The sequence below is a fragment of the Bombella saccharophila genome (assembly GCF_026385475.1).
Lineage (GTDB): Bacteria > Pseudomonadota > Alphaproteobacteria > Acetobacterales > Acetobacteraceae > Bombella > Bombella saccharophila.
In genome coordinates this window covers 29,843-48,796 of record NZ_JANIDW010000003.1, presented here as the reverse complement: position 1 = coordinate 48,796, position 18,954 = coordinate 29,843, and the positions used below count along the sequence as shown (strand labels likewise).

The window sequence follows — 18,954 nt, the reverse complement described above, 5'->3', positions numbered from 1 at the left end:
CTACAAAAGAGAAACCAACTTGATGGGACCGACCTTAGCCAGCCCCATCCCTCAAGCTTATAACAAGAGCAGCCTTACCGGCGGCCAAGGTCGCGCAATTTTACGCCGCTCATCAGGTCTTTCTCAATAACATCCAGCGGGACATCCTTCGTCTCTGGCACAAAGAGATAGAGCAGAACCACACCAACAGCGTTTAATATCGCAAAAAGCCAGAAGGTATTTGCACTGCCGATAGCCTCCATCACACTCAGGAAGGTTGTACCGATAAGGAGGTTGCTGAGCATGTTCGTCCCTGTGGAGATGGAAATCCCCAAGTTACGACCTTCCGCTGGCTGAATCTCTGCACAGATAACCCACATAAGCGGCCCGGCGGACATCGCAAACCCACCAACGAAGATGATAATCATCGCCAAGGCAAGAAGCTGCTGGGTCAGAGTTGTCGTCCCAATCGAGAGAAGGAAGGCCAAAATCGCCATGCTCGCAGCCATGATGCCATAACCGGCATAAAGGATAGGCTTACGACCCCATTTATCGGAATATCCAACAGCAACAAAGGTCATCAGCACATTCACAAGGCCGATAAGGGCTGTACACCACATCTGGGCAGAAAGGCCAAAATGGGCGGCCTCCAAAATACGAGGGGCATAGTACATGATGATGTTAATACCGGCAAATTGCTGCATAATCTGCAACAACATCCCCAACCCTACAGAGCGGCGATAATTGCCATTCGTCTTGAAGAGCTTCCACCCTTCTTCCTTGGTTTTCAGCTGCTCACTGATGGCTGCCAGCTCCTTATGTGCCTGTGCAGGCCCATCACGCAGGCGCGTCATGGTCTCCAAGGCTTCTTCCTTCCGCCCCTGAATCATCAACCAGCGTGGGCTTTGGGGGAGGAACAGGAAGATAAGTAAGAAAATAACAGCCGGGATAGCCTCCACCGTCATCATAGACCGCCATGCACCAGAAGGGGCAAACCAGCTATTAGAGAAGAAAGCTAAGAAAATGCCCATCGTCTTAAGCAGCTGGTAAAGTGAACCCATCGCCCCGCGCTGCTCTGTGCGTGAGACCTCGGAGAGATAAAGCGGTGTTGCAAAATCTGACAGGCCCATCCCAAAGCCGACAATCAAACGGCACGCAATCATCATTGCAACCGATTGCGATGTGGCACAGCCTATCGCCCCAATCGAGAATGCTGCCGCAGCGGCTGTTAGCGTAAACTTCCGGCCTAAGCATGATGTTATCTTACTGCCTGTCAGCGCGCCAATGGTCGCCCCAACCAACATCCCCCCGACAACCCATTCCAACTCCACCGTTGTGGCATGGAACTGTTGCCCAAAAGGACGCAACACACCAGAGATGACACCAATATCCATCCCGCACATCAACCCGGCAAGGGAGGCAAGGATACAGACAAACAACACACGCCGCCTGGCGGTTGGGTCGATCGTCGAATGCGGGGACTCAACTGTCTCGTTCATAATCTCAAGCCTCTCCTACACCAGGGGCATTTTGTGACAGACTCACCCAATACCATAAAAAACAATTTAGCCTAAAAGTAATTTAACCTAATGGTCTATCATCTCATTGCCGTTAGACTGTCCCGCAGCTGCACATTCAGCACAGGTCCCTTCAATCTCCACCGTTGCCGCTTCAGCATGGAAGCCCTGCCCACGGGCCGATTGCAATAAAACAGCGGCAACAACATCCTGCTCCAGCTCTTGTACACGCCCACAATGGCGGCAGATAAGAAACTGAGCGCGATGCACACCCCACGCTTTATGCGATTTACAATCTGCATGGCACGCCAAACGATGATGACAACCCACAAAAGCGCTCAAACGTTCAATACGATGGATAAGCCCTTGCTCGAGAAGAAACTCCAACGCCCGATACACTGTCGGCGGTACAGCTTTAGGCTGATACTCCCGCAATAAAGAGAGTATATCATAAGCCCCTAATGGCCGCTCCTCTGCCAGGATAAGCCCTAAAACCAACCGTCGCGTTATTGTTAGCCGCTGCCCATGATGGTGGCACCAATCGGCTACCTCATCTAAACGCGCTATCACATGCGCTGCAAAATCCGGCTCTGCTTGCTGTTGCACTAGCCTTCCCCCTTTCATGACGTCCCATCAGGCAAAACAGCCCAGCGCCATGAGGCCAATCCTTCACGCGCAAGCTCCCGGTGTACAACCATTACAGAGGCGGGAAGTTCGTCTATCATAGGCTCTTCAGATAAATCCCGCGCGAGTGCTTCAATTATCGTTACAGAGCGATGCCGCCCACCACTGCAGCCTACAGCAATGGTAACGTATTTTTTCCCTTCCTCAGCAAAGCGCGGCAAAACTGTACGTATTAGCCCCAAAACATGCTCATAAAATTGCTGGTAAAAAGGGTCTGCCTTCACATAATCCGCTACGGATTTTTCTAACCCTGTGTGGGGACGTAACGTTTCATCATAATGGGGATTCCGTAAAAAACGGGCATCAAGTACGAGGTCTGCCTCCCGTGGGAGGCCCGCCGGGTAAGCAAAGGACATCAAGATGACAGAGAGCATCGCCCCACTCCCCGCACTAAAGCGCGCATTAATCATCTGGCGCAAATCTGGTACTGGGAGGTCACTTGTATCGATAACAAGATCAGCCATAACCCTTAAAGGGGCAAGCATCTCCGCTTCCAGCTCCAAAGCGGGACGTACACCTCCATCACCTGCTAAAGGATGACGCCGCCTTGTCGCGGTAAAACGACGCAAAAGCACATCATAATCCGCCGTGACAAAAAGCAGCTGTATTGCACAATCCTGCTCACGCCGTGCCTGGGCGAGGAAATCTGCCACGCGATGTGATTCAAACCCACGACTGCGCACATCCAACCCAATGGCTAAACGCTGCCCGGCTTGATTAATCAATGGCCCAAAAAGATCAAGCGGGGGGTTATCCACGACCTCGTAATCGAGGTCCTCCAACATCCGTAAGGTAGAGGCTTTGCCTGCACCGGAGAGACCTGTCACCAGTACAATCTGCCGCGCAGAGTGTTCCTTCGTCTTTATGACCATGCCCTGCTTTCCTGCGCCTTATCAAGGAAGATACGATAACTACGACAACATAGCACAGTCCTCAGTTGGCAAGAAACATTGACCATCCTTACGCAAAGCGCACTTAGGAAGAAAACACGCAATTAAAGGCAGCCTAATCACAAACCGCGCCCCACAGATACGGGTCTCTCCCGTTATGGCATCCACCTCATCACGGTTTTCCGCATATAACACACCATCAAACGCCATAATAATTTGTCGACTTATCGCCAGCCCCAATCCGGAATGTTCTCCAAAATGCTCACCAACGGGGCGCTCTGAATAAAAACGATCAAAAATACTATTCAATTTAGCAGGGGGAATGCCCGGCCCTTCATCCTCTACGGCGATCTCAATGGCAGGACCACCAGGCGTGATAGACCCATCTTCTTCCAACCGTGAAGGCCCTGTAACTGTACGTAAGACCAACCGTATCGTCCCCTCCGCAGGGGAGAAAGACACTGCATTACCAATGAGATTATGAAATACTTGTACTAATCTATCACGCACAGCTTGCACACAGAAAATACCCTTCCCCTCCGGCACAGAGAGCATTAAGCGAACGCCTTTTCCCTCCCGGATCGTCTCATGCACATCAACAAACTGTTCCAAAAGCTCAACAACATTAATAACAACGCGCTCCTCGCGTTGCAGCTCCCCTTCCACACGACTAGCAAAAGAAATATCGGTAATCAGCCGCTCTAAACGCTTAACATCACCCCCTAAGATGGATAATAACCGATCGCGCGCTTGCATATCTGTAATACGGGGAAGCGTATCTAAAGCCGAACGAATGGATGATAGGGGGTTTTTCAACTCATGACTAACTTCCGCAGCAAAGCGCTCTACATCATCCATACGTGCCCATAAAGCCAAGGCACTCTCCCGCAAAGCACGGGCAAGCTCGCCAATCTCATCCCGACGGCTGAGCAACGTATAAGGCAGCCCATCGACATGGCCCTGCCCTGGCTCACGCATATTCCGCGAGCGAACAACAAGGCGTCGTAAGGGAATAGCCAATGTCATAGCGAGATACCATGACAGTAATACGGCTGCCCCCATACTCAGCAGTAACATGACGACAATCACCCACCGTACTTTCATCAATGAGCGATCAATATCGGCATTAAAGCGCGTTAATTGCAGAACCCCTACCGTCTTGCCTCCTATAAAGACAGGCTCCACCACCGTCATAACTAATTCATGCGTATCAGTTAGGCGAATATAAGGAGGCAATTCCCCTCGTGCACTGATGCGGACATCTTCGTCCGTCTCATACCCAAAATTTTGCGATGCTGTAGAATTATCTAGTGGAACTTGCCCCTCTTTTGTCTGCAAAGGGATTAGCGCGAGCACCCACGCATAAAGCTTATCTGCAATACTGACCGTCGGCTGCCAGCTTACCCCTCCAATTGGGGACCCTTTTTTCCGACTTTCTGTCAAAATATGGCCGTTTGGTGCATAAAGACGCACCTCAGCATTCCGGCTAAAACGGATCATATCTTCTAATAAAAGATGGGCCTGTGCGACATCTAGGCTAACATTGCCGCCCTTCCCCTCACGATAATGCCCTTGTTGGAGAACAGAAGTGTAGATCCGCGCCTGCTCACGCAGAGCATCAATACTGTCATCAAGCAACGTATTGCGGACAGCATTAATAGACAGCAACATCCCTCCCATAAATAATAGAGGGAGGAAATTTACTAACAATAAGCGACTCGTGAGCGGAGAAACCCACCGCCGTATTTGTGGTAAATGTAACCATAGCTGCGTGCGCAATAACTTTTGCCGCACAGCACTTACCTTCACCATTAACCCATGAGCTCCATTACCTTATTCCCTATATCGGTATCCAACACCATAAAGCGTCTCAATATGATTAAAACTATCATCTACCTGTCGAAACTTCTTACGAACCCGCTTAATATGACTATCAATTGTGCGGTCATCGACATAAATACTGTCTCCATAGGCCGCATCGATGAGTTGGTCGCGCGACTTCACCATACCTGGGCGCAAGACCAAAGCTTTGACGAGCAAAAACTCCGTCACTGTTAGGGCAACATCAGTCCCATTCCAGACACATTGATGGCGTGCCTCATCCAGTGATAATCCCCCACGGATGAGGATCTCACCACCAACAGCTCCGTCGCCATCTAACCCAGCCTGACTCACTTCATGCCGTCGTAACAGGGCACGAATACGCTCCACCAACAAACGCACGGAAAAAGGCTTCGTGATATAATCATCCGCCCCGAGCCGTAGCCCCATAAGCTGGTCTAACTCTTCATCCTTTGAGGTTAGAAAAATAACCGGCAAACTACTTGAGCGCGTCCTCAGCCGACGTAATAACTCCATCCCATCCATACGCGGCATTTTTACATCCAACACGGCTAAGGAAGCCGAACGAGACAAAATACCCTGCAAGGCGCTCTCACCGTCCGTATACGTATGAACGACGAACCCCTCAGCCTCTAACGTCATTTGTACAGATGTCAGAATATTACGATCATCATCAACAAGAGCAATTATCGGGGCTTGCTGCCCCCTAACGCCATATTTCTCTTCCCCAAAAGGTTGATAAACACAAGGGAAGGGACCCTTTACCATGAAAACTCCTACCATTCTTCACAGGTACCGGAGATGTCAGAGAGTCCTACCCCCGGATTGCAATATAACATTGACACAGATGAGCACACACACATCTGCCCTCACTGATCACAATTTCTACACCAAAAGGTCATAGTTTTTGAATACCTTAAAATAGGGGTTTTTTAATATATTGTACCTTTATTTTACATTTTTTTAACCCATTTGCACCGCAAACAACCTTCAGCCTCTTGTTTTTACAAAAAACAATACTATCTATTATAGGTATTAAGAGGAGTATTTCCTCTATTTGTCGAATGACCTTGCAAAATATGCAAAGCCACGACATCAAATGGTTAGAAGGCTAGCTTGCGATGACAGTCTTTGCCATATAATGCAGGCCCGCCATCTCATAAGACGCGAACTAGGGTCACAACATGACAGAACAAACGTCTCATACCGAAACAGAACACCCCAACACCCCACAGCATGAGGCTCCCTCTCACGCTGATCAGCATGACAGCCAAACAGGCGAAGGCCATACACACGCTGAGGATAATGCCGAGGCACGCATCGCCGCGTTAGAAGAGAAATTGGCCGAGATGGAAGACCGCTGGAAACGCTCTGAAGCGGAAAACCAGAATCTTCGCACCCGCCATAAGCGCGAGCTTGAGGATGCCCGTCATTACTCGGTGCAGAAATTTGCGCGCGATGTTGTAGAAGCTGCCGAGAACCTTCAACGTGGCCTCTCTGCTCTCCCCCCGCATGAAGAAGGCGAAGATGGACTCATCACCCGCCTGCGTGAAGGGTTTGAGGGGACAGAGCGTGCCTTCCTCTCCATTTTGGAGCGGCATGGCATTACCAAACAAGACCCCACTCATGAGCCTTTTGATGCCAATCTTCATCAAGCCATGCAGGAGCAAGAGGTCGATCACCTCCCACCAGGGCATGTCGTCCAAGCATGGACACCAACCTGGTTGCTCAAGGACCGGCTGCTTAAACCTGCTATGGTTATAGTCTCCAACCCATCCTCAACCGGTCAAGCACCGAAGAAGGATTAAACAAAACAACACCCTCATGGCTCTATGACGAACATTCAGAACATCCTTATTATTCGTCATGGGGCCTTAGGAGATGTTTGTCAGGCTTTTGAGGCCTTTGCCTCCATTCGGCAGGCCTTTGCGCATGCCCATATTACCCTCCTCACCAGCAGCCCTTATCAAGCTCTTGCTGCCTCCACCCCTTGGTTTGACGCTATCGCGATTGATGACCGCCCCCCCATCACACATTGGCGGCATTGGCGTAATATCCGCGCTCTGTTGCACAAGATGGACCTTGTGTTCGACCTCCAAAACTCTGGTCGTACGAGCCGTTATCGCACGCTTGCACCGCGTACTATCCTATGGTCAGGCCAACAAAAGCGGGCGAGCCTCCCTCATCACAATCCCCAAGCCCGCCAGATGCATACGCTCTGCCGACAACGCGACCAGCTCCGCAGCGCAAATGTCCCTTTACAGCCCCGCACGATTCCAACCTTTCTAAAGGATGAAGGCCCATTCCTTACTGAGCCTTATGTGGTGCTTGTCCCCGGTGCTGCACCACATCGACCCGCCAAGCGATGGCCCCTCGCCTATTTTGCAGATTTAGCCCACACTATCGCCGCATGGGGGTATGTCCCCCTCATTGTAGGGAGTGCAGCAGACGCTCCCCTTGCCGCGCATATCTGCCACCATGTTCCCACAGCGCGGGACTTTACCGGCAAAACCACATTGCCTGCTTTAGCAGGGCTGCTCCATCGCGCTTTGCTTTGTTGTGGCAATGATACCGGGCCACTACATATGGCCGCTATGATGGATTGCCCCACCTTAACCCTCTTTTCTGCCGAAAGTGACCCCCGCCGTTGCGCCCCCCACGGCCTCACAGTAGGGCAAAACCGCGTGATGCAAGCAGATACGCTCGCTCATATACAGCCAGAACGTGTGATGACCTTGCTGCATGATTGGGGCCTCCCCCTCATGCAAGCACGCAGGGCACATCATGCAAAAAAATGACCCAACGGCACACTATCTCATATTAGGGCTTGCAGAAGAGCCGTTTTAAAGGCCATTTTGCCACCCGCTATGTTCAACGAATCCCTTTTCGCCTAACATAAGCTGAAGAATCCCTCTTGATGATGACTGACCAAGGAGTCCTTTCATGCCCGCCATTACCCTACCCGATGGAAGCATTCGCACCTTCGATGGGGCAGTGACAGGGACAACTATCGCCGACTCCATTGGCCCAGGTTTAGCCCGTGCGGCCATCGCGATGGAGGTTGATGGCAAAGCTGTGGATATAGGCTTTACCATCACGCAGGATAGCGCTGTTCGTTTCATCACCCGCAAAGATGAAGATGCCCTCCCGATGATTCGCCATGATGCTGCCCATGTCATGGCCGAGGCTGTGCAAGCCCTCTGGCCGGGGACGCAAGTAACCATCGGGCCAAGCATTAAAGACGGCTTTTATTACGACTTCTTCCGCGACAAGCCCTTCACCCCTGCCGATTTTGACGCCATCGAAACCAAAATGGCCGAGATTATCGCCCGTGGAGATGCCTTCACACGAGAGGTATGGGACCGTAACGAGGCCATTGCCTTCTTTGAGGAACGCGGTGAGAGCTTTAAGGCCGAATTGATTCGCGACCTGCCAGAGAGTGAGGAGATTTCCATTTACCGCCAAGGGGAATGGTTAGACCTCTGCCGTGGGCCGCATCTCCGCACGACAGGGGATGTTGGCAATGCCTTTAAGCTCATGCGGGTGGCCGGGGCTTATTGGCGGGGGGACCATCGCAACCCCATGCTTACGCGCATCTATGGCACAGCATGGCGCGATAAAAAGGAGCTTAAAGCCTATCTAGAACGCCTAGAAGAGGCCGAAAAACGCGACCATCGCCGCATTGGCCGGGATATGGACCTGTTCCATATTCAAGAAGAAGCCGTAGGGCAGATTTTCTGGCATCAAAAAGGTTGGCGGCTCTACACAGCGGTGCAAGATTATATGCGCCGCGCCCAGAACCGAAACGGCTATCAAGAAGTCCGCACCCCTCAACTTGTGGACCGCACCTTGTGGGAAGCCTCCGGCCATTGGGATAAATATCGTGAGCATATGTTCATCGCCACAGTGGAGGATGAGGATAAGACCCTCGCCCTCAAACCGATGAACTGCCCTTGCCATGTGCAGATCTTCCGCCATGGCTTGCGCTCTTACCGGGAGCTGCCGCTGCGTATGGCGGAGTTCGGGGCCTGTCATCGCTATGAACCCTCCGGCTCGTTGCATGGGATTATGCGTGTGCGCGGCTTTACGCAGGATGATGCGCATATCTTCTGCACAGATGACCAAATCGCTGAAGAAACGGCCCGCTTCGTCACTATGCTAGGCGAGGTCTATAAAGATTTTGGCTTTGAAAGCTTCCGCGTTAAATTCTCCGACCGGCCTGAAACCCGTGCTGGCTCTGATGAGGTCTGGGACCGTGCCGAGGGGGCCTTAAAACGTGCCTGCGAAATGGTTGGGGTAGAGTATGAGTTAAACCCCGGCGAAGGTGCCTTTTACGGGCCGAAATTGGAGTTCGTACTGACTGATGCCATCGGGCGCGACTGGCAATGCGGGACGTTGCAGGTCGATTATGTTCTGCCAGAGCGGCTAGATGCCTCTTATATTGGTGAAGATAGTGCCCGCCACCGGCCCGTTATGCTCCATCGCGCTATCTTGGGGAGTTTTGAACGCTTCCTTGGTATCCTCATTGAGCAATATGCCGGGAAGTTCCCCCTCTGGCTGGCCCCAACGCAAGTTGTGGTAGCGAGCATCGTGACGGATGCCGCTGATTATGCTCAAGAGATTACCGCACGTCTGCAAAAAGCGGGCTTGCATGCGGAGGCTGATATTCGCAATGAGAAAATCAATGCGAAGGTGCGTGAGCATAGCCTCGCCCGTGTACCAGTCATCCTCGTTGTTGGCCGCCGTGAGGCAGAGGAAGGTACAGTCAGCCTCCGCCGCCTTGGGGAACAAGCCCAAAAGGTCCTCCCTTTTGAGGAGATTCTCCCCGCCTTGCAGGAAGAGGCAACACCGCCAGACCTTCTCCGCGCTATGCAGCAGAAAACAGCCTGATACGCAGTCCATCCTCCCCCCTTGCGCCATGCCCGCACGGGGGGTATGAATCTAAACAGAAAGTTTGAGACCCCTCACCGTTTTGTACCGGGTGAGGCCCTAACATCGACAGGAGATGACCATAGCTAGACCGCCATTTCCCGCCGCCCCAAATCGCGAAGGGCCGCGCGTTAATGAAGAGATCCGAGTACCGCAGGTGCGCGTTATTGATGCCGCAGGCGAGATGGTTGGCATTATGTCAACAAGAGAGGCTCTTTCCCGTGCTTTTTCTGAGGGGTTAGACCTGCTGGAAATCAGCCCTACGGCCGAGCCTCCGGTGGCGAAGATTCTCGATTACGGCAAGTTCAAATATGAACAGCAAAAGAAGCGTAACGAGGCCCGCAAGAAGCAAAAGGTCATTGAGATTAAAGAGGTCAAGGTCCGCCCTGGCACGGGCGAGCATGACTTCCAGACCAAAGTAAAGGCTGTGCGTTCCTTCTTAGAGGAAGGAGATAAAGTTAAGGTCTCACTCCGCTTTAAAGGCCGTGAGGTTGCTCATCAGGAACTTGGCTCTAAGATGATGCACCGCATCCGCGAGTCTGTGGATGATATTGCTAAAGCTGAGCAAACCCCTCGCTTGGAAAATCGTCAGATGATTATGATTCTGGCCCCAAGCAAACAGCGGGATACAAAGTAGGCTTTGTACTTGCTCCATAAAAACCCGGTCCTTTATAAGGCCGGGTTTTTTAGTTTCTATCAGCTTGCAAGCTCCACAAGTGGATGCGACCGCTGCCGCCCTAATAAAGTGCATAAGGTAGAGGTAGGGGCACTTTGATTGAGCGTATAAAAATGGAAATGCTCCACCCCTTCCGCGCGCAAACGCTGGCAAAGGCGATCGACTACCACGGCACTCAAGCGCGTGCGAATAGGGGGGAGGTCATCCACCCCCTCAAAGAGCGTTTTTAACTCTTCTGGGACAGAAGCCCCGCACATTTTGGCAAAACGCCATGCTTGTACCGCCTTACCAATAGGCAAAATCCCCGGTACGATGGGTTTATTAATCCCCGCCTTCACCGCACGATCTCGGAAACGCAAAAAACATTCTGGGTCAAAAAAGAATTGCGTAATCGCCCTATCGGCCCCTGCATCAAACTTCTCTTTAAGATGCTCAATATCAGACTGCGCCGATTGCGCCTCGGGGTGCGTCTCTGGGTATGCCGCAACAGAGATCTCAAAAGGGGCAGTCTTCTTCAGCCCCGCTACAAGGTCTGCTGCATAATGATACCCCTCTGGATGCGGGCGATAAGGCGTTGGGACCTCACCTTTGGCAACCGGGGCATCACCCCGCAACGCCACAATATGCTTTACCCCTAGGTCCCAATAAGCACGGGCGACATCATCCACCTCACCTTTAGCGGCATTAACGCATGTAAGATGCCCCGCCAATGGGATAGGCAATGCCTCTACCATCTGTCGTAACGCCTCTAACGTACGCTCCCGCGAGGACCCACCCGCCCCGTATGTAACGGACATAAAGCGTGGCTCATAGGCAGCAAGACGCTGCGCTACCCGCAATAAAGCCGCGGCTTTCTCGTCCGTCTTAGCGGGAAAAAATTCGAATGAGACCTCAGCCATGATGTCCGTTCCTTCTAAAATAAATGTAAGTTATCGCGTTTTCGAATCCTGATGTAACGGCAGGCGGCCCATCCAAAGCTTAACCGTCAACTCACCATCCAAAGAGAGGGGCGGGTCTAACTCCAACCCAGCCGCTTTAAACCATTGCTGCATGCGCTCATCACTAAAACCGAGATACATATGCGCATCCCGCGTACGGAGCTCCTCACGGTCATGCAGGGCGAAATCCACCACCAGCAAACGCCCACCAGGGCTTAAAATCCGCGCCGATTCGGCAATCACAGCCGCCGGATGCTGTGCATAACGCAAGGCCTGATGCAAAATCGTCAGGTCAGCCGAGCCTGCGGCTAACGGCAGAGCATAAAAATTCCCCTGCCGTAACTTAATCTCCTCACCATCAGCCGTGCGATCATCTTCCAATTTCACACGCGCTAGCCGGAGCATAGAAGGGCTACGGTCAAACCCAATGGCACTCTCACAACGTGGGGCGAGAAGCTCCAACATGCGCCCCGTACCTGTCCCAATATCCACCACGCGCCCCAATGGCCCCGGTCCGACAAGCTCCATAATGGCCGACTCGACCGAATCTTCCGAGACATGAAGGGAGCGAATCGCATCCCATTCCGCGGCATGGACCTCAAACCAATCTTCTGCCTCACCCATACGGACATTCCGCACAGCTTGGAGACGTTGACGGTCAGCCCGGCCTATCTCGTCATCTTCTTCCTCATGATAACGCCGCCAATGGTCCAACGCGGCAAAGATGGGCTCTAGGTCATTCTCATCTCCTAAGGCGAGAAAAACCCAGCTCCCCTCCTTGCGGCGTTCCACCAACTCCGCCTCCGCCAGTACTTTAACATGGCGAGAGACACGCGGCTGGCTCTGGCCCAAAACTTGAGCCAGCTCACCGACAGACAACTCCATCTCACGCAATAAACGTAAGATTCGCAAACGTGTTGGCTCTGCAAGAGCCTGAAAGATGATAAGAGCACGATCCATGTGAGAGCATATATAACGATTTCATTATATATGCAATACATATTGACACATTAAAAAAGCCCTGCCACTTCTAATGGCCGAAGAGAGATCACCCGCCGCGTTGAAAGCAAAAAAGCGGTTGGACGTAATCTTCCATGGCTGTCTTACACGAGCAGTCTCATTCTTACTGGTGGGGGCTTCCCTCCACCAAAACGCCAGGAGGTATGTCATGACCGTACGTGTCGCCACATTGGGCTTTCCCCGTATCGGTGGTCGCCGTGAGCTAAAAAAAGCCCTTGAGAGCTTCTGGGCTGGTAACAGCAGCGAGGCTGAACTGCTCGAAACCGCCGCAGCCCTCCGTAAAGAAAATTGGACCCGCCAGAAGGAGCAAGGAGCGGATATTATCCCCTCTAACGACTTCTCCCTTTATGACCATGTGTTAGATACCAGCGCACTTGTTGGAGCTGTACCGGAGATTTACGGCCATAAAGGCGGCAAGGTGGACCTCACCACCTATTTTGCTATGGCCCGTGGCCGTCAGGTCTCTGGCGAGCATCCCGCTCATGACCAATCCCATGATTGTTCCTGCCAGCATCAACACGCAACCGATGTTCCTGCGGCGGAAATGACAAAATGGTTCGACACTAATTATCATTTTCTGGTGCCAGAGTTTAAAGCGGGGCAAAGCTTCCGCCTCTCCTCCACCAAAATTATTGATGATTATAAAGAGGCCAAGGCCCAAGGGATTGAGACACGCCCTGTTCTGCTTGGCCCCGTTAGCTTCTTGCTCCTCGGTAAAGCGCATGGGGCTGCCTTTAATAAGCTAGACTTACTCCCAGCTTTGCTGCCTGTTTATCATGAGGTCCTCCAAGCATTGCACCAAGCCGGGGCAGAATGGGTCCAGATTGATGAGCCAACTTTAGTGCTGGACCTTGATGATGCCGCCCGTAAAGCCTTTGCTCATGCTTATCAGAGCCTGAATAAAGCAGTACCCAGCATCAAGCTCTTCCTCACAACCTATTTCGGTGGGTTAGGCGATAACCTAGAGACTGCCCTCTCCCTGCCTGTCCAAGGCTTGCATATCGACCTCGTCCGCGCTCCACAGCAGCTTAATGACGTTGTCGCAAAAGCACGGCCGGACTTGCTGCTCTCCCTCGGTGTGATTGATGGCCGTAACATCTGGAAGGCAGACCTCTCCAAAATTATCGCACAAATTGCCCCGATTGCGGAGAAGCGGGACATCATCGTTGCACCGTCTTGCTCCTTGCTCCATACACCCATCGACCTAGAGCGTGAAACACAGCTGGATGCAGAGGTTAAAAACTGGCTCGCCTTTGCTGTGCAGAAAATTGCCGAGCTGGCTACGATTGCCAAAGCCCTTAATCAGGGGCATGAGAGCGTAAAAGCCATCTTAGATGCCTCCGATGCTGCCGTGCAGAGCCGTAAGACCTCCATACGCATCCATAATCAGGAAGTCAAAAAACGTGCTGCTCAAAAAGATGCAAAGCTAACCCAGCGTCAATCCCCCTTCCCTACACGCCAAAAAGCGCAGGAAGGTGCCCTCAAGCTGCCGCTCTTCCCCACAACGACCATCGGCTCCTTCCCGCAGACCAAAGAGGTACGCCAAGCCCGTGCCCGCCATGCGAAGAAGGAACTCTCTACACAAGATTATGTAGCCTTCCTCAAGAAGGAAACAGAATCCGCCATCAAATGGCAGGAAGAGGTTGGGTTGGATGTGCTCGTTCATGGTGAGTTTGAGCGCAACGACATGGTGCAATATTTTGGTGAGAAGCTCTCCGGCTTTGTCTTTACCAAACATGCATGGGTACAATCTTACGGCTCCCGCTATGTGCGCCCGCCCATCATCTTTGGTGATGTATCCCGCCCCGCCGCAATGACGCTGGATTGGTGGCAATATGCCCAATCTTGCTCCAAAAAGCCGGTCAAGGGCATGTTGACAGGCCCTGTCACCATCCTCAACTGGTCCTTTGTGCGTGATGACCAACCACGCTCTGAGACATGCCGTCAGATTGCCTTTGCCATCCGTGATGAAGTGCAAGACCTAGAAAAAGCCGGTTGTGGCGTCATCCAGATTGACGAAGCCGCCCTGCGCGAAGGCCTCCCCCTCCGCCGTAAAGACTGGCAACATTATCTGGATTGGGCTGTGGAGAGCTTCCGCATCACTGCCAGCGGTGTGCAGGATAAGACGCAGATTCACACCCATATGTGCTACTCCGAGTTTAACGACATTATCGAAGCCATCGCCGCTATGGATACTGACGTTATCTCCATCGAGACAGCACGGTCCAAAATGGAGCTGCTAGAGGCCTTTACTCATCATAAATACCCCTCTGAGATTGGGCCGGGTGTGTATGATATTCACTCCCCCCGCGTCCCCTCTGTAGAGGAAATGGTCGAGCTACTCCGTGCTGCGGAGAAGAAGGTCTCCCGCCGTCAACTTTGGGTGAACCCTGATTGCGGCCTCAAGACCCGTAATTGGGCAGAGGTCCGCCCGGCCATTGCTAACATGGTCAAAGCTGCCGAGATCCTGCGCGGTTAACGCAGGCAGTAAGCTGAGGGAGGGGTGTCATCAGCCCTCCCCCACAACAAAAAGGCTCTTTCCTTTAATGGGAAAGAGCCTTTTTTAATGGACCCATCCTATAATAGCCTTAATGGCTTGATGTTGGCTTATCGCTTTTACCAGAAGGCATAACATGGCAGGTAAAAGCCGTACCCTCTTTATCCTCCCGAGCGAACGTGACCTCATCGCCTTTGGACCACCAGCTATAGCGGTCTGCGACATATTTCGTACCATCACCAGCGACAACATTGGCAAACACCATCACCCGTCCATCCACAGGCAATATGGCAAGGGCCATAATATCCGCACTATAATATGTGACCGTAAATGGCTTTGCTGGCAGGGAGGTCCGTAAAGAGCGGACATCATCTCCGGCCTTCTTATCATCCACGACACAATTATAGGTCACATCCTGCCGCCCGACTGTTTCATCCGCTGGGAGGGGGATGAGCAAATGATTCTCCCCCTTATGGACAGGCTTTGCCATGGCCATAGAACTTACACACATAAAAGCCGCAGCCCCACATAACCATAAACGACTTTGCTGTTTCAGCATGTTACTGCACCCCATCAGACACAACTCCCTTTATCACTGTACGGCGTTTACGCGCCTGACGCGCACCGGGCGGGGGCATTTGGCATGCCATAAAATACAGCCCCACAACGAAAGTCAGCTGCGATAATAAGCCCAAGCGGTCCCATAACCACATTTGTGGCTTGGCTGCCCCCACAAATAGCGAGATGGTCTCGTAGAGCAAAAACCCAAGACACACCACACGCAAGCTATACATCATCGGCCGTAGAGGGTTCATCATATTCGGCCTTACTAAGGTCTGAAACCGCTGGAAGCCAATAAACAACATGATGCTACAAAGCAGCACCAAAATAGCTTCCACACTTTCACCCAGCGTTGCCCCGTAGAGGAGTAACGGGGCTAAAAGGCAAACAACCTGTAAAAGAACAGACCCAAGCTCAAAACTGATGCCGATATTCCAAGCGGATGTTTCCTCTGGCAGACGGTCCACCAGAGGTTGAAACAGCCTATCCAAAATAAAATCATCAATCGCTTTTAAAAAATCTGCTTTCATTCCGCCCTCTTCCATTCCATGCCAGCATTGCCTAGCATAATCCCTTATAGAGATGGAGGATAATAAACCCCTCCTCTTAACGATAAGCCGCCTCTCCTTGCCATCAAAGGATATATACCTCATGCCCCGGCCTACACTCTTCCGCTCTGCTTTATTAGCAGCCTCTCTCCTAGCAGGCGGCCTCCCAGCTTATGCGGCCTTTGCGCAACCGGCCCCCACCGCACCGCAGACCACACAGCAGGATGAAGCCGGGGTCACCCGCGCGACTCTCAAAAATGGCTTGCGGGTTATCATCATCCAGAACCACCTCGCCCCTGTCGTGCAAACCATGATGAATTATGAGGTCGGCTCGGTCAATGCGCCGGCTGGCTTCCCCGGTACGGCCCATGCGCTAGAGCATATGATGTTCAATGGCTCCCAAACCTTAAGCCGGGACCAGCTTGCTACCCTCAGCGCACGGCTAGGCAATAATGATAATGCCGATACAACCTCGGATGTCACCCAATATTACTTCACAGCCCCTGCAAGTGATTTAGACATTCTCCTCCGCATTGAGGCAGGGCGGATGGAAGGCCTCACCCTCAGCAAAGATGAATGGGCCCATGAGCGCGGCGCGATTGAGCAAGAAGTCTCACGCGACCTTTCCAGCCCCATTTATCGCTATATGTCGCAAGTGCGCGGCTTGCTCTATAAAGGCACACCTTATGAGGCTGATGCCCTTGGCAGCCGTCCCTCCTTCGATGCCACAACGGTTGAGCAATTACGGCAATTTTATAAAAATTGGTATGCTCCCAATAATGCCGTCCTCATCATCACGGGGGATGTTGAACCAACCCACACCTTAGCCCTTGTTGAGAAGGCCTTTGGGGCTTTGGCCGCGCGCCCTCTGCCTGCGCGCCCACAATTTACCCCCAAGCCCGTCACCCCGCATGAGCTTGCCTTGCCGACCGACCTCCCTGTGGGGTTAGTCACACGCGCCTGGCAAATGCCCGGCCAGCGTGACCCGCGCTTTGCTGCTGCTACCTTGCTGGCTGATGTACTCTCCAGCCAGCGAGGCGACCTTTTTGCCCTCGTTCCCCAAGGCAAAGCGTTAGAGACTGGCTTTTTATACGACCCAGACGCCCAAGGCGGCATTGCCACCGTCTATGCCGCCTTCCCCCAAGGGGGTGACCCAGCCCCCCTCCGGGCCCAAATGGCCGCCATTATGGAGCATTACCGCACAACGGGCCTCCCCGCAGACCTCATCGAGGCTGCCCGGCGACGCGAAATTGCCGCATTGGAGTTTAATGCCAACAGCATTAGCGGGCAGGCTGAAAGCTGGTCACAAGCTGTTGCCATCCAACATCTACACAACCCACGCGATATGATCCGCGCCTTCCAAACCGTTACAAAGGCCGAGATTGATGCCCTCGCGCAGGAATGGCTAAAGCCTGACCATGCTATTAGTGCCACACTCACCCCGAGCAATTCCGGCAAGCCCTTGGCCGATAAAGGCTTTGGCGGGGCAGAATCCTTCACTAATCCTCCCAAAGAGCATGTCACCCTCCCTGATTGGGCCGAGCAAGCCCTCGCACGGCTGAGCCTCCCTCCAGCCTCACCCCAACCTTATGCGACAATCCTACCAAACGGGCTGCGGCTGATTGTTCAGCCTGAGCATGTTAGCCACACCATTGAACTTTACGGCACAATCCGCCAGACACCCTCCTTACAACAGCCGCAGGGGAAGGATGGCGTTGCCTCTCTGACCGATCAACTCTTCCTTTATGGCAGCACACAGCATGACCGCTTGGCCCTTGCCCGTGCGTTGGACGACATCTCGGCTGAAGAAAATGCCGGGAGCAGCTTCACCCTCAGCACATTGACGGAATCCTTCCCAGCAGGGCTGTCCCTCCTTGCGGAACATGAGCTTCACCCTGCCTTCCCAGAGGAAGCCTTCCGTATCACACGGGAGCAAGAAGCCCGTAGCCAGAAAGGGACACTCCAATCCCCGGCCTATCATTTTGGCCGTGCGGTGCGTAAGGCCCTCGTCCCCGCCACGGACCCCACACTCCGCGAAGCAACACCAGAGAGCATCCGCGCTCTTAGCCTTGAAGATGTCAAAACCTACTATAAACAAGCCTACCGGCCAGACCTTACAACCATCGTCATTATTGGCGACATCACCCCAGAGGAAGCACGCCAAAAAATCATGGCCGCTTTTGGGGGATGGAAGGCCGAAGGCCCCACCCCTAGACTAGACCTCCCAGCTGTTCCCCTCAGCCGGGCAAGCCAAGCCGTGGTAGCGGACCCGGGTCGCTCCCAAGACCATGTTACATTGACTGAAACATTGGGCCTGACTATCACCAACCCAGACCGTCACGCTCTTGCCGTTGGCAATACCATCCTTGGGGATGGCTTCTCCTCCCGCTTAATGCAGGACCTCCGCGTCCGCACGGGGTATGTTTATAGTGTGGGTAGCCAACTTAATTATAGCCGCACGCGCAGTACCATCTCCATCACCTTTGGGGCAGACCCCGCTAAAGTCTCCGCCGCCCAAGCTCTTGCACTAAAAGACCTTGAAAGCTTGCGGACAACACCCGTCTCGGCCGATGTACTAGACCTCGCCAAGGCTAGCTTGCTGCGTAGCTTCCCTATGAGCCGCGCCAGCTTTAGCTCCCTTGCTGGGCAATGGCTCTCCCTCATTGACCTCGGCCTCCCACTTGATAGCCCTGACCAAGCTGCGAAAGCTGTATATGAACTCAGTGCCGCAGATGTGCAGAAAGCTTTTGCAAAATGGGTCCGCCCTGCGGATATGGCGCGTATCATCATGGGGCCGGCCCCACACACAAAGCCGCAGCACTAAGCAGCCCCATAACAACCCCATAACAAAAAGGGCACCCTCAACGGGTGCC

General features: G+C 52.9%; 15 protein-coding genes. 6 read left to right on the top strand and 9 right to left on the bottom strand.

The annotated features are described in order from the left end of the window. Nucleotides 1–74: 74 nt before the first annotated feature. From NQF64_RS06285 to NQF64_RS06265, 5 genes are all read right to left on the bottom strand, one after another. A complete protein-coding gene (locus tag NQF64_RS06285) occupies nt 75–1,478 on the bottom strand; it encodes a sugar porter family MFS transporter (RefSeq protein WP_266106853.1) in 1,404 nt (467 codons plus the stop codon). Between the two features lie 87 nt (nt 1,479–1,565). Beyond that, on the bottom strand, nt 1,566–2,120 hold the full coding sequence (locus NQF64_RS06280; protein WP_099026996.1) for a Fur family transcriptional regulator: 555 nt from the start codon (nt 2,118–2,120) through the stop codon (nt 1,566–1,568). Then, nucleotides 2,117–3,052, bottom strand: a complete 936-nt coding sequence (gene rapZ / locus NQF64_RS06275) for an RNase adapter RapZ (protein WP_099026997.1) — start codon at nt 3,050–3,052, stop codon at nt 2,117–2,119. Before rapZ ends, NQF64_RS06280 begins: the two co-directional genes overlap by 4 nt. A 39-nt stretch (nt 3,053–3,091) precedes the next feature. Next, nucleotides 3,092–4,741 (bottom strand): cache domain-containing sensor histidine kinase, encoded by a 1,650-nt coding sequence (locus NQF64_RS06270; protein WP_257875157.1) that lies wholly within the window; start codon nt 4,739–4,741, stop codon nt 3,092–3,094. A 162-nt stretch (nt 4,742–4,903) separates the two neighbouring features. Then, the gene (locus tag NQF64_RS06265) at nt 4,904–5,680 is read right to left on the bottom strand and encodes a response regulator transcription factor (protein WP_266106852.1); all 777 of its coding nucleotides are present in this window, start codon (nt 5,678–5,680) and stop codon (nt 4,904–4,906) included. Between the two features lie 416 nt (nt 5,681–6,096). On the opposite strand from NQF64_RS06265, the gene NQF64_RS06260 reads away from it, so the two are divergent. The 4 genes from NQF64_RS06260 (at nt 6,097) to infC (ending at nt 10,478) form a co-directional block, all read left to right on the top strand. Beyond that, complete coding sequence (locus tag NQF64_RS06260) at nt 6,097–6,720, top strand: nucleotide exchange factor GrpE (RefSeq protein WP_099027000.1); 624 nt, start codon at nt 6,097–6,099, stop codon at nt 6,718–6,720. A gap of 24 nt (nt 6,721–6,744) precedes the next feature. Beyond that, a complete protein-coding gene (locus tag NQF64_RS06255; protein ID WP_266106851.1) occupies nt 6,745–7,710 on the top strand; it encodes a glycosyltransferase family 9 protein in 966 nt (321 codons plus the stop codon). Between the two features lie 145 nt (nt 7,711–7,855). Further along, nucleotides 7,856–9,802, top strand: a complete 1,947-nt coding sequence (gene thrS, locus NQF64_RS06250; RefSeq protein ID WP_099027001.1) for a threonine--tRNA ligase — start codon at nt 7,856–7,858, stop codon at nt 9,800–9,802. Nucleotides 9,803–9,917: 115 nt separating this feature from the next. Beyond that, nucleotides 9,918–10,478 (top strand): translation initiation factor IF-3, encoded by a 561-nt coding sequence (gene infC / locus NQF64_RS06245; RefSeq protein WP_099027002.1) that lies wholly within the window; start codon nt 9,918–9,920, stop codon nt 10,476–10,478. 59 nt (nt 10,479–10,537) lie between these two features. Here infC and metF read toward each other — a convergent pair whose 3' ends face one another. After that, nucleotides 10,538–11,416: a methylenetetrahydrofolate reductase [NAD(P)H] gene (gene metF, locus NQF64_RS06240; RefSeq protein WP_266106850.1), complete on the bottom strand. Its 879-nt coding sequence runs from the start codon at nt 11,414–11,416 to the stop codon at nt 10,538–10,540. A gap of 30 nt (nt 11,417–11,446) precedes the next feature. Continuing rightward, entirely contained in the window at nt 11,447–12,415 is a 969-nt protein-coding gene (locus NQF64_RS06235) for an ArsR/SmtB family transcription factor (protein WP_266106849.1), read from the bottom strand. A 208-nt stretch (nt 12,416–12,623) separates the two neighbouring features. Between NQF64_RS06235 and metE the strand changes: the two genes are divergently transcribed. Next, nucleotides 12,624–14,954, top strand: coding sequence for a 5-methyltetrahydropteroyltriglutamate--homocysteine S-methyltransferase (gene metE, locus NQF64_RS06230; protein WP_266106848.1), 2,331 nt, complete (start codon nt 12,624–12,626; stop codon nt 14,952–14,954). A 109-nt stretch (nt 14,955–15,063) separates the two neighbouring features. Here the strand turns inward: metE and NQF64_RS06225 are convergent, their stop codons facing one another. Together NQF64_RS06225 and NQF64_RS06220 are read right to left on the bottom strand one after the other, a co-directional pair. After that, complete coding sequence (locus NQF64_RS06225) at nt 15,064–15,531, bottom strand: MliC family protein (RefSeq protein WP_266106847.1); 468 nt, start codon at nt 15,529–15,531, stop codon at nt 15,064–15,066. A 1-nt stretch (nt 15,532) separates the two neighbouring features. Then, nucleotides 15,533–16,063 (bottom strand): hypothetical protein, encoded by a 531-nt coding sequence (locus NQF64_RS06220; RefSeq protein WP_143813650.1) that lies wholly within the window; start codon nt 16,061–16,063, stop codon nt 15,533–15,535. A 121-nt stretch (nt 16,064–16,184) separates the two neighbouring features. Between NQF64_RS06220 and NQF64_RS06215 the strand changes: the two genes are divergently transcribed. After that, nucleotides 16,185–18,905, top strand: a complete 2,721-nt coding sequence (locus NQF64_RS06215; protein WP_266106846.1) for a M16 family metallopeptidase — start codon at nt 16,185–16,187, stop codon at nt 18,903–18,905. The last annotated feature ends 49 nt before the right edge of the window (nt 18,906–18,954 follow it).

What these genes read in the sequence shown, in the direction of transcription:
- NQF64_RS06225 (WP_266106847.1), bottom strand. Translation starts at nt 15,531, where the DNA reads ATGCTGAAACAGCAAAGTCGTTTATGGTTATGTGGGGCTGCGGCTTTT.
- NQF64_RS06220 (WP_143813650.1), bottom strand. Translation starts at nt 16,063, where the DNA reads ATGAAAGCAGATTTTTTAAAAGCGATTGATGATTTTATTTTGGATAGG.
- NQF64_RS06265 (WP_266106852.1), bottom strand. Translation starts at nt 5,680, where the DNA reads ATGGTAAAGGGTCCCTTCCCTTGTGTTTATCAACCTTTTGGGGAAGAG.
- rapZ (WP_099026997.1), bottom strand. Translation starts at nt 3,052, where the DNA reads ATGGTCATAAAGACGAAGGAACACTCTGCGCGGCAGATTGTACTGGTG.
- thrS (WP_099027001.1), top strand. Translation starts at nt 7,856, where the DNA reads ATGCCCGCCATTACCCTACCCGATGGAAGCATTCGCACCTTCGATGGG.
- infC (WP_099027002.1), top strand. Translation starts at nt 9,918, where the DNA reads ATGACCATAGCTAGACCGCCATTTCCCGCCGCCCCAAATCGCGAAGGG.
- NQF64_RS06280 (WP_099026996.1), bottom strand. Translation starts at nt 2,120, where the DNA reads ATGAAAGGGGGAAGGCTAGTGCAACAGCAAGCAGAGCCGGATTTTGCA.
- NQF64_RS06235 (WP_266106849.1), bottom strand. Translation starts at nt 12,415, where the DNA reads ATGGATCGTGCTCTTATCATCTTTCAGGCTCTTGCAGAGCCAACACGT.
- metE (WP_266106848.1), top strand. Translation starts at nt 12,624, where the DNA reads ATGACCGTACGTGTCGCCACATTGGGCTTTCCCCGTATCGGTGGTCGC.
- NQF64_RS06215 (WP_266106846.1), top strand. Translation starts at nt 16,185, where the DNA reads ATGCCCCGGCCTACACTCTTCCGCTCTGCTTTATTAGCAGCCTCTCTC.
- metF (WP_266106850.1), bottom strand. Translation starts at nt 11,416, where the DNA reads ATGGCTGAGGTCTCATTCGAATTTTTTCCCGCTAAGACGGACGAGAAA.
- NQF64_RS06270 (WP_257875157.1), bottom strand. Translation starts at nt 4,741, where the DNA reads ATGTTGCTGTCTATTAATGCTGTCCGCAATACGTTGCTTGATGACAGT.
- NQF64_RS06285 (WP_266106853.1), bottom strand. Translation starts at nt 1,478, where the DNA reads ATGAACGAGACAGTTGAGTCCCCGCATTCGACGATCGACCCAACCGCC.
- NQF64_RS06255 (WP_266106851.1), top strand. Translation starts at nt 6,745, where the DNA reads ATGACGAACATTCAGAACATCCTTATTATTCGTCATGGGGCCTTAGGA.
- NQF64_RS06260 (WP_099027000.1), top strand. Translation starts at nt 6,097, where the DNA reads ATGACAGAACAAACGTCTCATACCGAAACAGAACACCCCAACACCCCA.